The 12,699-nt window shown below is 64.2% G+C and carries 16 protein-coding genes, 1 other RNA gene and 1 pseudogene; 7 read left to right on the top strand and 11 right to left on the bottom strand.

What is annotated here, in order from left to right:
* Nucleotides 1–4: 4 nt before the first annotated feature.
* Together ACIA48_RS26000 and ACIA48_RS25995 are read left to right on the top strand one after the other, a co-directional pair.
* The gene (locus tag ACIA48_RS26000) at nt 5–1,228 is read left to right on the top strand and encodes an FAD-dependent monooxygenase (protein WP_396738529.1); all 1,224 of its coding nucleotides are present in this window, start codon (nt 5–7) and stop codon (nt 1,226–1,228) included.
* 50 nt (nt 1,229–1,278) lie between these two features.
* Nucleotides 1,279–1,758 (top strand): SRPBCC family protein, encoded by a 480-nt coding sequence (locus ACIA48_RS25995; protein ID WP_396738527.1) that lies wholly within the window; start codon nt 1,279–1,281, stop codon nt 1,756–1,758.
* 8 nt (nt 1,759–1,766) lie between these two features.
* Here the strand turns inward: ACIA48_RS25995 and ACIA48_RS25990 are convergent, their stop codons facing one another.
* Nucleotides 1,767–2,339 (bottom strand): helix-turn-helix domain-containing protein, encoded by a 573-nt coding sequence (locus ACIA48_RS25990; RefSeq protein WP_396738525.1) that lies wholly within the window; start codon nt 2,337–2,339, stop codon nt 1,767–1,769.
* A gap of 47 nt (nt 2,340–2,386) precedes the next feature.
* Between ACIA48_RS25990 and ACIA48_RS25985 the strand changes: the two genes are divergently transcribed.
* Complete coding sequence (locus ACIA48_RS25985) at nt 2,387–3,343, top strand: NAD(P)/FAD-dependent oxidoreductase (RefSeq protein WP_396738523.1); 957 nt, start codon at nt 2,387–2,389, stop codon at nt 3,341–3,343.
* Nucleotides 3,330–3,956, top strand: a complete 627-nt coding sequence (locus tag ACIA48_RS25980) for a class I SAM-dependent methyltransferase (RefSeq protein ID WP_396738522.1) — start codon at nt 3,330–3,332, stop codon at nt 3,954–3,956. Before ACIA48_RS25985 ends, ACIA48_RS25980 begins: the two co-directional genes overlap by 14 nt.
* Here ACIA48_RS25980 and ACIA48_RS25975 read toward each other — a convergent pair.
* The 3 genes from ACIA48_RS25975 to ACIA48_RS25965 are packed head-to-tail and all read right to left on the bottom strand — an operon-like array spanning nt 3,916 to nt 5,420.
* Entirely contained in the window at nt 3,916–4,200 is a 285-nt protein-coding gene (locus ACIA48_RS25975; RefSeq protein ID WP_396738520.1) for an Ada metal-binding domain-containing protein, read from the bottom strand. The genes ACIA48_RS25980 and ACIA48_RS25975 overlap by 41 nt on opposite strands.
* Nucleotides 4,201–4,203: 3 nt before the next feature.
* The gene (locus tag ACIA48_RS25970; RefSeq protein WP_396738518.1) at nt 4,204–4,908 is read right to left on the bottom strand and encodes a 2OG-Fe(II) oxygenase; all 705 of its coding nucleotides are present in this window, start codon (nt 4,906–4,908) and stop codon (nt 4,204–4,206) included.
* The gene (locus ACIA48_RS25965) at nt 4,908–5,420 is read right to left on the bottom strand and encodes a methylated-DNA--[protein]-cysteine S-methyltransferase (protein WP_396738516.1); all 513 of its coding nucleotides are present in this window, start codon (nt 5,418–5,420) and stop codon (nt 4,908–4,910) included. The genes ACIA48_RS25970 and ACIA48_RS25965 overlap by 1 nt, the downstream gene beginning before the upstream one ends.
* A gap of 124 nt (nt 5,421–5,544) precedes the next feature.
* Between ACIA48_RS25965 and ACIA48_RS25960 the strand changes: the two genes are divergently transcribed.
* On the top strand, nt 5,545–6,933 hold the full coding sequence (locus ACIA48_RS25960) for a 13E12 repeat family protein (RefSeq protein WP_396738514.1): 1,389 nt from the start codon (nt 5,545–5,547) through the stop codon (nt 6,931–6,933).
* 16 nt (nt 6,934–6,949) lie between these two features.
* Here ACIA48_RS25960 and ACIA48_RS25955 read toward each other — a convergent pair whose 3' ends face one another.
* Genes ACIA48_RS25955 through ACIA48_RS25945 form a run of 3 tightly spaced genes read right to left on the bottom strand, consistent with a single transcriptional unit; the run spans nt 6,950 to nt 8,351 of the window.
* Nucleotides 6,950–7,447 (bottom strand): methyltransferase family protein, encoded by a 498-nt coding sequence (locus tag ACIA48_RS25955; RefSeq protein ID WP_396738512.1) that lies wholly within the window; start codon nt 7,445–7,447, stop codon nt 6,950–6,952.
* Nucleotides 7,448–7,885 carry a VOC family protein gene (locus ACIA48_RS25950; protein WP_396738510.1) on the bottom strand — a complete coding sequence of 146 codons (438 nt, stop codon included), beginning with the start codon at nt 7,883–7,885 and terminating at the stop codon, nt 7,448–7,450. It abuts the gene before it with no gap.
* A gap of 10 nt (nt 7,886–7,895) precedes the next feature.
* Nucleotides 7,896–8,351 (bottom strand): helix-turn-helix transcriptional regulator, encoded by a 456-nt coding sequence (locus ACIA48_RS25945; protein WP_396738508.1) that lies wholly within the window; start codon nt 8,349–8,351, stop codon nt 7,896–7,898.
* Nucleotides 8,352–8,372: 21 nt separating this feature from the next.
* On the opposite strand from ACIA48_RS25945, the gene rnpB reads away from it, so the two are divergent.
* Nucleotides 8,373–8,771, top strand: an RNA gene (gene rnpB / locus ACIA48_RS25940) — RNase P RNA component class A.
* A 23-nt stretch (nt 8,772–8,794) separates the two neighbouring features.
* On the opposite strand, the gene ACIA48_RS25935 is transcribed toward rnpB, so the two are convergent.
* Entirely contained in the window at nt 8,795–9,454 is a 660-nt protein-coding gene (locus ACIA48_RS25935; protein WP_396738506.1) for a site-specific integrase, read from the bottom strand.
* On the opposite strand from ACIA48_RS25935, the gene ACIA48_RS25930 reads away from it, so the two are divergent.
* Entirely contained in the window at nt 9,387–10,391 is a 1,005-nt protein-coding gene (locus tag ACIA48_RS25930) for a hypothetical protein (protein WP_396739545.1), read from the top strand. The two genes, ACIA48_RS25935 and ACIA48_RS25930, sit on opposite strands and share 68 nt — an antisense overlap.
* A 214-nt stretch (nt 10,392–10,605) precedes the next feature.
* Here the strand turns inward: ACIA48_RS25930 and ACIA48_RS25925 are convergent, their stop codons facing one another.
* From ACIA48_RS25925 to ACIA48_RS25915, 3 genes and pseudogenes are all read right to left on the bottom strand, one after another.
* Nucleotides 10,606–11,151 (bottom strand): class I SAM-dependent methyltransferase, encoded by a 546-nt coding sequence (locus ACIA48_RS25925; protein WP_396738505.1) that lies wholly within the window; start codon nt 11,149–11,151, stop codon nt 10,606–10,608.
* A gap of 592 nt (nt 11,152–11,743) precedes the next feature.
* Nucleotides 11,744–12,283, bottom strand: coding sequence for a hypothetical protein (locus ACIA48_RS25920; protein WP_396739490.1), 540 nt, complete (start codon nt 12,281–12,283; stop codon nt 11,744–11,746).
* A gap of 41 nt (nt 12,284–12,324) precedes the next feature.
* Nucleotides 12,325–12,699 (bottom strand): annotated as a pseudogene (locus ACIA48_RS25915) (ATP-dependent DNA ligase); the annotation flags it as partial.

Raw genomic sequence — 12,699 nt, 5'->3', positions numbered from 1 at the left:
CCCGGTGCGTGTCCTTGTCTCGGGGGCGAGCATTGCGGGTCCGACGCTGGCCTATTGGTTGTGCCGCAACGGCTTCAGCGTCGCGGTCGTTGAGCGGTCACCGGCGCTGCGCAAGGCCGGCGGGCATGCCGTCGACCTCTTCAAGCCCGCGATGGACATCGCCGAGAAGATCGGTGTGATCGACGCGGTCGAGGCGAAGGCGACCGGGACCGAGATCATCGAGGCGTACCGTGAGGGCAGCGACCGCCGCTACGTGATCGAGATCGGGCGGCTGATGAGCGCGGTATCGGATCGTCACGTCGAGATCATGCGCGACGACCTTTCGCAGATCCTGTATGACGCCTGCCCGGATGAGGTCGATTTCCGCTTCGGTGACTCGATCACCCAGATCGCCCAGGACGACGTCGGTGTCGAGGTGAAGTTCGAAAGCGGGGCGTCGGAGCGCTTTGATCTGGTGATCGGCGCGGATGGTTTGCATTCCAACGTGCGGCGGCTGGTATTCGGTCCGGAGTCCGACTTCGCCACCTGGATCGGGGCGTACCTGGCTGTCGCCAGCGTCCCGAACTATCAGGAGCTGCAAGATCGGATGGTGGTGACCACGGGTGTCGACCGGATGGCGGGCCTGTACAGCGCCGCACAGATGGACGACGCGCGGGCGGTCTTCATGTTCCGGCCACCGCAGGAACTTGACTACGACTACCGGGACATCGCCGGCCAGAAGCTGTTGCTGCGCAAAGTGTTCGACGGGCTTGGCCCACGTGTTACCCGGTTGCTCGACGAGGCGGATCGCGCCGACGCCTTCTATCTGGATTCGATCACCCAGCTGCGCATGGACAGCTGGTCGCGAGGCAGGGTGAGCCTCGTCGGCGATGCGGGTTATTGCCCGGGTCCGGCGGTCGGGGGTAGCACCAGCCTCGCGATGGTCGGCGCGTACGTGCTGGCCGGCGAATTGGCTGCGGCTGACGGCGACTACACGCGTGCGTTTGCCGCGTACGAGGAGGCGATGCGCGACTATGTGCTGCGCAGCCGCGAGTTCGCGATGGGTGCCGCAAAGCGGCTGTTGCCGAGTAAGCCATGGGGCGTTTGGGCTTTCATCGGGGCGGGGCTTTTGGTGGGTCACCTCCCGGTCGCCGTGACGCGCGCGCTGACCAAGGCGACCCCGCGCACTGTGCGGTTACACGACTCGGCGACCATCAAGGATTATTGGAGCGAGTCCACGTCAGGGTGAGGTGCTGCCGGTAGCGATGAGTTTTCGAGTCGTCGAAGGTCGGTACGGGCATGACTGACGAGACAATGAAATCGACGTGCGTGGTAGATGCGCCGGCCGAAGCCGTGTTCGATGTGTTGGCCGACCCGACCACACATCATGCGATCGACGGAACCGGCTGGGTGCGGGAGTCGCTAGACGGCGAGCGACTGACCGAAGTCGGCCAGGTCTTCCGGATGGCGATGTACCACTCGAACTACGGCGGTATGCATTACGAGATCGCCAACCGAATCGAGGCTTTCGAGCCGCCACACGTGATCGCATGGCTGCCGGGCCAAGCCACCGACGACGGCAACCTCGAGTTCGGTGGCTGGATCTGGCGCTACGACCTCAAGCCGCTCGCCGACCACCGGACGGAGGTCACTCTCACCTACGACTGGTCGGCGGTGCCGCAGGCCATTCGCGAAGAAATCGAGTTTCCGCCATTCGATCGGCAGCACCTCGACAATTCGCTCAAGCACCTCGCCGAGCTGGCTCAAAATCGGATGTAGATCGGCAATCAACCGTGCAGGTGCAGCCGTTCGCCGTGCACGCCGAAGATCGTGATCGCCTCCGCGGGTCCGTCGACCACCCCGAACCAATGTGGTGTCCAGGTCGAAAACTCCACGGCTTCACCGGGTTTGACGGTGAAATCGCGCTCTCCGAGAATCAGTCGCACCTGCCCCGACAACACGTACATCCACTCCTGGCCTTCATGGACCGGTAGCTCGGGTGGCGGCGTGCGACGACGGGCACTGATCCGGATCTTGTACGCGTGCAACCCGCCCGCGGCCTGCCTGGTCAGCGGCCAGTAGGTGATCCCGTGGCTGGTGTGCGAGTTCGCCCGCACCCGCGGATCTTCCGCCTCGGGCGCGCGTAGCAGTTCGTCGGTGCTCACCGAGAGTGCGGCGGCCAGGCGCGGGAGGTGGTCGAGTGCGAGCCGTCGCTTGCCGGACTCGAGGCGGCTCAGCGTCGACACGTCGATGCTCGATCGGCCCGCGACTTCTTCGAGCGTGAGGCCGCGCTGCATTCGCAGATCGCGCAGGCGCTTGCGCACCCGCAGATCGACGCTCTCTTCACTATTTGCCTGCATGGCAAGAAAGCTTGGCACTATTGGCATGGTGCCTGCAAGGTGGAGTCATGGACAACATGTGGGACTGCATCATCGTCGGAGGCGGCGCCGCCGGCCTGAGCGCGGCACTGGTGCTTGGACGGGCGCGCCGCCGCACCCTTCTGGTCGACGCCGGACAGCAGAGCAATCTGGCTGCCCACGGCATCGGTGGCTTACTCGGGCATGACGGCCGCAGTCCGGCCGAACTCTACGAGGCCGGACGCCGCGAGCTGTCGGCCTATCCCAGCGTGGAGGTGCGAATGGGTGAAGTCGAGACCGGCGACCAGTCGGATGACGGGTTCGTGCTGCAGCTGGCCGACGGCACGCTCGAGCGGACGCGACGGGTACTGCTGGCCACCGGCATGGAATACCGCCCACCCGAGCTGCCCGGCCTCGCGCAGCTGTGGGGTGGTTCGGCATTCCACTGCCCGTTCTGTCACGGCTGGGAGATGCGCGACCAGCCGCTGGCCGTACTTTCACGTGGACAGCGCGCGGTGCATTCGGCGCTGCTACTGCGCGGATGGAGCGACGACATCGTCGTGCTGACGGACGGACCCGACGAGTTGGAGGACGACGACCGCGCCCGACTGACCGATGCGAACATCACCATCGATGAGCGACGTGTGGCCGAACTCGCCTCCGACAACGGCGAATTGAGCGCCGTCGTATTCGCCGACGGAACCCGGCTGCCGCGCAAGGGTGTGCTCGTCGGCACCACGCTGCATCAGCGTTCGACGCTGGCCGATCAGTTGGGCGCCGATTCCGCGGAGCCGACTCCGGTCGCGGAAAACCCGATCGCGGTGGACAGCTTCTACCGGACGACGGCATCCGGAGTGTTCGCCGCGGGCGACCTCAGTGTGCAGATGCCACAGGTGGCCGCTGCGATCGCGAGCGGTTCCCATGCTGCCGCCGCAGTAGTGCAGAGTTTGATGGCCGACGAATTTGGTCTGGCCATGCCTGAAGGGAGACGACGTGTCAACGCCTGACGCCAAAGAACACTGGGAGCAGCACTACGGCGAACGCGACCGGGTGTGGAGCGGACGGGTCAATGTCCGCCTCGCCGAAGTGGTTCCCGGACTGCCGGTCGGTCGAGCGCTCGACCTCGGATGCGGCGAGGGAGCGGACTCGGTGTGGCTGGCGGAGCGTGGCTGGGACGTCGTCGCAGTGGACATCGCCGATACCGCACTACAGCGGGCGCGTTCGGCAGCCGAGGCTCGCGGTCTGCTGGACCGGATCGATTTCCAGCAACACGACCTGTCGGAGACTTTTCCGGTCGGCGAATTCGACTTGGTGAGTGCCCACTTCTTTCATTCGAAGCTGCCGCTGGACCGCACCCGCATATTTCTGCGAGCAGCTGAGGCACTGAGCCCGGGCGGCACGCTGCTTATCGTGGACCACAGCGCGCCTCCGCCGGGGGACTCGAAGCTAGACGAGCACCGCCACATGTTCCTGAGTCCGGAGGAAGTCGTCGCGGCGCTGGGCCTGCCGGACGCGGAATGGGAGCCGGCGGAGACGAAAGTGGTCGAGCGAGAGGTGACCTGGCCCGACCGTGAGCCCTTCATCTGGCATGACAACGTGATCCTGCTGCGGCGGCGCTGACTTTCCACTGGCGGTATCGGTTCGGCAGGCACCGCGCACACGGCCGGTACCCCGCCGCGACGGCGCTCGCTTCGTCGGCGAAGAACACTCGCTGTCTGACGTAGCCGCCCCTGGCGATGGCGCGCCGAGCCGATGGGCAGTCGAGTCGGCCGTAGATTCGGGTCGCACGGTGGCCGCCGAGTGCGCCCGGCTGCGCGGACACGTACGGTGTGCCATCTGCGCCGATCAGCCTGTATCGCAGCATATTTCACGCCGCATCGTGGAACACCAGGCCGAGCGTGTACCGCTCACCGGAGCGGACCGCCGACACGCCGTGCCGTACCGGGGACGCCGACCAGCCACGCGCAGATTGCACCGGCCGCTCACGCGTGGTGAACACGAAACCGTGCCCGCGTGGCAGCAGGGTTGACGTGCCACGCGACTGGGCACGGGGACGCTGTTCAACGAGCAGGAACTCACCTCCGGTGTGGTCGACGTTCGGCTCGCTCAGGTTGATGACGACTTGCAACGGAAAGATCAACTCGCCGTACAGGTCTCGGTGCAGCGCATTCCAGTCACCCGCACCGTACTTGAGCAGAATCGCCGTCGATTTCGTCTGGCCCGCTGCATGGCACATGCCGAGCCATTCATCGAGGGTGTCCGGCCACGGCGTCGGCCGACCCAGCCTGGTCCACCAGTCGCGCGCGATCGGGAGCAGGCGGGGGTACAGCGCCTGCTTCAGCGCCTCGATCGGCTCGGGATAGGGCTGGCGAAAGTATCGGTACTCACCCTCGCCGAAGCGGTATCTGCGCATGTCGACGGTCGAGCGGAACATGTGGTCGTCGGGGTAGAGACGCTTGATCGACCTGGTCTCGGCATCGGTGAGCAGTCTGGGCAACAGCGCTCCTCCGAAGTCGTTGAGCTCAGTGGTGATTGCGTCCCACTCGCCTGAGTCGACACGCTCCTGATGCATCAGAACAGCCTCGCGGCTTTGACATCCGCGGGTTCCTCGAGTTCGAGCAGGAACTGTTTGCGCTTCAGGCCGCCCGCGTAGCCGGTGAGTTGACCGTTGCTCCCGACCACACGGTGGCACGGGATCACGATGCACAGCGGATTGCGGCCGACGGCTTGGCCGACCTCTTGCGCCGTCGTCCCGTCTGCCAGCGCAGCGGCTAGTTCTCCGTAGGTGACGGTGCCGCCGTAGGGGATGGCCATCAGCAAGTTCCAGACGCGACGCTGTCGCTCATCACCATGCGGGCTGAAAGGGACATCGAAGTCGGCGCGGTCTCCGGCGAGGTAAGCCGTCAACTGGGCGCTTGTTTCGGTGAGCACCGCATCGGATTGCACGTCGACCTGCGGGCCGAAGGCGGAGTGTTCCGGCCGGTGCCAGTGATGCGGGAAGTAGACGCCGGTGAGCGTGCTGCCGTCGGTGACCAAGGTGAGCTCGCCCAGTTGGCTGCCGATGAGGCAGTGTCGGGTGTTCATACCTAGCAGACGGTGAGTGTCGCCGGGATGTGAGATCGGGGCGAGTTATCCCCAATCGGGGTTTTATCCACAGACGGTTTTGAGCTGCTTGTTTGACATCGGCAGCCTGGCTAGCCTCGAAACTATGTTCGATTCTGACGGCCCTCTGCTCGCTACGATGCGTGATGCGCAGCGCGAGGAACGGTCGGCAGCTGCGCGCAAGATGATCGCGGCGGGACGGTTGTTCCTCCAGCGTCGAGCTGCGCTGGGCGGCGAACATGACAGCTGGTGTGTCGATGACTGGGATGTCATTGCGGCCGAGGTCGCCGCGGAACTCGGGGTCAGCCGTGGGCGGGCGTCGTCCTGGATGGACCACGGACACGTCCTCATCGAGCGGCTACCCGCGCTGGCCGAGGAGTTCGTGGCCGGGGAGATCGATTTCCGCATCATCAGGATCGTCGGCTTTCGCACCGCGCTGCTCACCGATGAGCAGGCAATCGCGGCGATCGACGAGATGCTCGCCTACAAGACACCCAGCTGGAACACGCTGTCCGATAAGCGGGTGGCTGAGTTGGTGGACTGGATGGTGCTTGATCTGGATCCCGATGCGCTGCGGGTGGCCAAACAACGTGACGACGACCGCCATGTCGAGGTGACGGCTGATCATTCCGGAATGGCCGAGATCTCGGGCAGAGTGCGCGCGACCGATGGTGCAGCGTTCAATCTGAAGCTCGATGAGTTGGCCGCCACCGTGTGCCGCGATGATCCGCGCACGAAGAGGCAGCGTCGTGCCGATGCGTTAATGGCACTGGTGAGCGGCGCGGCGGGGATGGCATGCCTGTGTGAATCGACGTGTTGTCCTGCCGCGGGTAACGGCTCCACGTCTCCGCCGGTCGTCATCCATGTGATCGCCGAGACCACCACCATTGAAGGGCGCGGCACGAAGTCGGGGTTTGTCCCCGGTTATGGTCCGCTGCCGCCGGCCATGGTGCGTGAAGTCGCGAAGGCCGCACAGCTGAAGCCGGTGCGCGTACCGAACGATGCAGTGAAGGAGCCGCAGTACCGGCCATCGGCCGCGCTCGCACTGTTTGTGCGCAGTCGGGATTTGACTTGTCGCTGGATGGGCTGCGACAAACCGGCGTGGCAGGCGGATATCGACCACACCGTGCCCTATCCGCTGGGGCCGACGCATCCGTCGAACAACAGTTGCTTCTGTCGGTTTCACCACCTGCTCAAGACATTTCACTGTGGGCCAGGTGGATGGAAGGTAAATCAACTCGCCGACGGCACGATGGTCTTCACTTCACCGAGTGGCCGGGTCCACACCACAGAACCGTTGGGAGCGATGCTGTTTCCTGTCCTCGCCGCGCCCACAGTGGACCTGGTGTTAGGCGACGAGCCTCCGCCCGGCCCGAACCGTGGTTTGGCTATGCCGAAGCGAAAACGCACCCGCGCCCAAGACCGCGCCCACCGAATTGAATGGGAACGCGGCGTCAACCGGGCCCGGTATAGAGCTATCCCACCGCCCTTTTAGGTTGACGTCTGCGTCCTCAGACACCAGGCCGCCACGGAGTCAGTCGCGGAGTCCACGCGGGAACGTTGCGGCGGTACTCCTCGTACTGCCCGCGGTAGGTGCGCACCAGCGTGGGTTCCTCGTACCAGTGCACGAACGAGGCGGTGGCAAGCCATCCGATCACCGCATAGACCACCAACCACAGGCTGTCGAACAGCAGCGCCTGGCCCAGGATCGCGGTCAGTAGGCCGACGTACATGGGGTTGCGGACGAAGCGGTTGAATCCCGTGACGACAAGCCGTTCGGTCGGCGCGACTGGCATCGGTGTTCCGCCAGCTCTCGCGAACTGGATGAAGGCGTGAACGGGCGGGATCAAGCCGGCCACCACGAACACCGCCCCCAGCGCCAAACGCAGCGGTGGGCTGGACTCGGGGATCTCCCATCGGGTGATCAGCCACGGGCCCAGCCCGACGAATGTTCCCGGCGCTACGACGAAGAACGCCGCCGAACCGAGCGCTGCGGTCGAGGTTCGCACCTAGACAGTATTGGCGGGCGGCGGCGCTAATTGGGTGAGTCGCACACTGTTTCCCGACGGATCGCGGAATCCGGAGTCGATGCCGTACGGCATCTCATGCGGCGGTTCGGTGAATTCGACACCGCGAGCCGTCATGTCGTCGTAGTCGGACTGGATGTCCTCAGTGGTGAGAAAGACAGTGCCGGCGAAGCCCTTCGCGGTGAGCTCCTGTACCTGCTTACGCGTGATTTCGTCCATCACCGGCTCGCCGGGAACCGCCATCAGCACGATCGACACGTCGTCCTGACCGGGCGGGCCTACCGTCAGCCAGCGGAAAGTGTTGTCCAGATCGGGCAATGAAACATCTTGGCGCACTTCCATTCCGACGTTCTCGGTCCAGAATTTCAATGCGACGTCTTGGTCGTGAACCCACAGGTGGGCGCTGGCAACTTTGATCATGAGAATGACGCTACGGCCGGTCGCCGCCGCCCGTCTTCTCCCCGTGTGCTGTCTTGCGAACGCGGCTGTCGGCGGGCGGGCGTGTGTCGCGCGCGAGGATGCAACTGGGCACCCGCGCGTAGATCGCCGCCGGTGGCATGCTGGCCCGGTACGCCGCCGGCGGCATGCCGTACACCCGCGAGAACGTGGTGGTGAAAGACCCCACGCTCTGTAATCCGACCATCACGCAGATATCGGCCACCGAGCGGTCGGTGTGGCGCAGCAGCGATGCCGCGCGTTCCAGACGCCTGGTCTGCAAATAAGCCCGGGGTGACTCGCCGAACGTCCGCGTGAACATACGGCTGAAGTGGGCCCGCGACAGTCCCGCCGCGGCGGCGAGGTCGTCGACGGTGATGGGGTCGGCATAGCGTGCGTCGACCAGATCCTTGGCCCGCAGCAGATAACGGGCCGGTGGAACCTGCGACATGAGCTAAGTTTATTGCGCGGATGAGTTGGCTGGGCGGCCGCGGATCATCGTCAGATGGTTCGAGGAAAGTCCGGACTTCGCAGAGCAGGGTGATTGCTAACAGCAATCCGAGGTGACTCGCGGGACAGTGCCACAGAAAACAGACCGCCGCCCTAGAGGCGGTAAGGGTGAAACGGTGCGGTAAGAGCGCACCAGCATTCCGGGTGACCGGAGTGGCTAGGCAAACCCCACCCGAAGCAAGGCCAAGAAGGCCGCACCTGGTGCGGCCGCGCAGACGTTCGAGGGCTGCTCGCCCGAGTCTGCGGGTAGGCCGCTCGAGGCACCCGGCAACGGTGTGTCCAGATGGATGGTCGCCGCCTCACCGCCGTGATCACTCGCGGCGGTGCGGAACAGAATCCGGCTTACAGGCCAACTCATCCCGCAAACTGCTTTGACCTCCTTGTTCAGCTCAAAGAGCCTGTTTCCGTCCGCAGTGCGTCCGCAGTAGATCCGAGCACCGAGTCGATGGCGTCCCGCGTCCGGTCATCGGAATCCGGCCATCGGTGCGAATAGGTGTCCAGCGTCTCGACCGCGCTGGCGTGACCGAGACGCGCCTGCACCGTCTTCACGCTTTCACCGTGCCGGATCAGCAGCGAGGCGTAGTAGTGGCGCAGCGCGTGCAAGCCGGTCCCGGTCGGGATTTTCGCCGCCGCGACTGCGGGACGCCATATGTGGCCGAACGCCTGCCTGGTGATCGGCTTGCCCGACAGTGTGAACACCAGCCCGTCCGGCGCGGCGGGGAACGCCGCCAGGTGCGCCGCCAGCGCGTCCACGACGACCTGGGGAAGCGGGATGTTCCGGTTGCTCGCCGATGTTTTGGGCGGGCCGAATGTCGGTACCTCCCCCTGCAACGTGACGAGTTGGCGGTCCACTGTGAGACTGCGCTCAAGGAATCGCACGCGGTCGACGGTCAATCCGAAGCACTCGCCTTGGCGCATACCCGTCCCCGCCGCGAGCGTGACGTACACGAACGCACATCGGCCGGGGCAGGACTCGGTGGCAGAGCAGGCGTACCTGGCGTGGCAAAAACAGCAAGCCCCCGGATACCAAGGGCTGCGCGACATTCTGTATGACTCGATAGAAGCGCCGCCCGGTACGGACATCCTGACGGAGGAGGGGCGTCGCGCCGGGCTACGGGCGGCGTACATGGACGCCCCGTGGAACGACATCGCCCGCAAGTCCGCCGAAATGGCTGACGCCCGTACACCTGTCGCGGACCAAATCCGCTTCTACCTCAACGGGTTGGCGACGGAAGAAGATGCGTGGGTTGAGCCTGCGAAGTTTGATGCGCTCGCTGAACCGAAGACAATCAACGACGGTGACCGGATTGCGATGTTCCTCGACTGCTCCAAGAGTGGTGACGCGACAGCGTTGGTGGCGTGCCGGCTTGAGGACATGTACGTGTTCCTACCCTTCGGTGATTCGATATGGGAGAGGCCGCACGGGATGCCGTCGAAGCAGCAGTGGCTGGCGCCGCGCGAAGAAGTCGACGCGAAAGTGCGGGCAGCGTTGGCGAAGTGGGATGTGGTGTGGTTTGGTGTCGACCCCTCACCCGCAGAAGACGACACCATGGAGGCGCTCTATTGGGGCCACGTGATCGACGGTTGGCACCGCGACTATCGCAACAAGCTCCAATTGTGGGCCGCCCCGGGCGAAGTGCGCGGCAACAGTGTGCTCTTTGATCTGCGGCTCTCACATTTCGGTGGGGCGCAACGCAATCAACAATTCACAGAGGCCGCCGAAATGGTCGCCCAGTGGATCGATGAAGAAGGGTTAGCCGGTCCGTTGCGCCACGATGGGCACCCACACCTGCGGACCCACACCCACAACGCCCGCCGCCGGCCCAACCAGTGGGGTGTCACGCTCGGGAAAGTCACTCGTGACTCCAAACAGCACGTCGACCTCGCGGTGTGCATGGTGGGCGCCATCATGGGCGCCCGCATCGCACTCAACAGTGGGAAATTGAAAAAAAGAAAAACCGGCAAAGCGGTCTTCATATGAGACACGAGACCGCAGCGATTGAATGAGCCTCAATCCGCCTTCGTGTCTCGGCACGTCACATGACGATGTCCTCGCTTGGCTACTAGTGAGGGCGGCTCTTCTTTATCAGCGCAGAGCCAGCCACAGGGAGAACACCAACAAGCTTCCCAGCGCAGCGGTGATCACTACGACCGCGATGAGGGTGAACACCACCCATTCGCGCCATGTCCAGTTGTCAAGACGCATCAACATCGGCAACCCCCAGGTAGCGGCCACGCACCCATGCCCGCAACCCTGGCGGTTTCAATTCCTCCACCCTCCGGCCGCCCTGCACTAACTCTTCCTGCTTCACCCAACCCGCATCCACAGCCTCACCCCAGGCCCGGACGGGGCCTTGCCCGTACTTTGCCCACGGCACCATGTCATCGAAAACCACGATGGTTTCCTCGGTGCTGACGAGCCGCATGTTCGCCAGGTCGGCTTTGGCGCCCGCGTAGGAGTGGTCGCCGTCGATGAACACCACCCCGAACTTCACGTCAGGGTGCTGTTCGGCGTATTGAGGGACGGTCGTGCGAGAGTCGCCACATATCAACGAATGTCGGCCGGGATACTTCCGGTCGATGAGGCGTTTCGCCATCCGCGCTGACCGGTGTCGGCATAGATCGAACGACACAACCTCAACTCCGGGATTGTTGAGCATCGCCACCGCCGAATATCCGGCGTTGAACCCGATCTCACCCACCCTCTGCGCTCCTTGCGTCACCTCGGCGAGATATCCCATCTGCGCCACCGAACTAGAGCCCTCCACGGGGAAGCTGGCCCTCAACAACAACCCACCAAAAGTTTGCAGCCGCAAACGCCGCATCTCATCCGACCGGCTCGCTACACGAAAAATTCCCACCCCTATTTCCCCCTTGTTAACGATTTGTCTCCCCTCCGTTGACCCCTTTGCCCATCAACGGATGGCGCAAACCTGGCTTCGGGCAAGTCATTTGAGATGCATCGGTAGCGCATCGAACTGGCTTCGTTTCCCGGCTAGATCAGTGCGTACCGCGAGGTCGTGCGTTTCGACTTAGTGGGTGCGCGGTCGGGGGCGCCGCTTTAGGTGGTAGCTGCGCGCTAGCTTGCTGACGATGTCAGCGCGCAGCCCACGCCGCGCCGTTCGCGTAGCGCAGTTGCGAACGGCCGAGCACTATCGGTCACGAATGCGGCCATCTGCGTACCCGTTCAGCACACATCGCGGCGTAAAACGTTGCGAGCGAAAGTACCTCCCGGGAAATGGCATCCCCAGTCGCGAGAGCCTCGAGTGGGTATGCAATGACAGCAGACGATCAGCGGTGCGTGAACCATTGGGTCGGACGCCAACCGTTCAATTAAGCCGGAATGACGACTGCCATGAGGTCTTGCATGTCTGCTCTAAGCCCCTTCCACGAAGGGTGCCGACGGAATCCCCGGTATTCGCGGTACTCAACGTCGCCAACTAGTTCTGGATGAACCCACGAGGCGTTCGGAGCGATGTCCGCGGGCACGCGGCCGAAAGGGGATCCGCTGCACTGCAGTGGAATTAAAGCCGCTATGAGTCGTAGCCGTGCGAGAGCGGAGAGGCCGGCTCCGACCACTCCGCAAAACTTTAACTGCCCCGCGGGTGTAAAGGCGCCAACAAGAAGCGCGCCCACGGTATTGCGGTTCACGCCCATGCCCGGCAGCCATCCGCCGATGACAAATGATGCTCGCTGCCGGTGACAGGTCTTGACCCAGTCCCGTGAACGCACACCGGGTGTATAGATGCTGTCGAGGTGTTTGCTGACTATGCCTTCGAATCCGAGTTCGGCTGAGGCTTCGAGCACTGTGGTCGGGTCGGTGTTGGTCCAGTTGGCCGGAACGCGAACGGTGCGCCCGTAGCCATCGGCCAGGTTTGTCAGGCGGCGGCGTCTCGTCGTGTACGGCCTGTGGGTCAGATCGCGGCCGCCACCTCGAGGAGGTCGAACACGTAGAAACGGACGGGGACCTGGCGTAGTAGTTCGGCGGTGGGGCGGCGGTTCTGGGGCCAGCGTCGTTGTAAGCGGCTGAACGAGGGGACACCGGATTCGTCTAGGGCGACGATTTCACCGTCCAAGATCACGCGGCGGCCACCGGTGGCAAGTGCCGTACTGATTTCTGGAAAGGTGCGGGTGATGTCGGCTCCGTTGCGGCTCCACAACTTCACAGTGCCGCCATCAACCACGGCCATGCCGCGTCTAGTTGACTGAACTTCGGCGAGCCTTCCGGTGGGGTGGGTGCGGCGGGCGGAGGATCCGGTTATGGGCGAGCTGGGTCGAGTGGAGTCAGC

The organism is Mycobacterium sp. NPDC051804, assembly GCF_044452905.1.
Taxonomy (GTDB): domain Bacteria; phylum Actinomycetota; class Actinomycetes; order Mycobacteriales; family Mycobacteriaceae; genus Mycobacterium.
The sequence above is the reverse complement of the archived record's forward strand: the minus strand, read 5'-3'. Positions and strand labels throughout refer to the sequence as shown.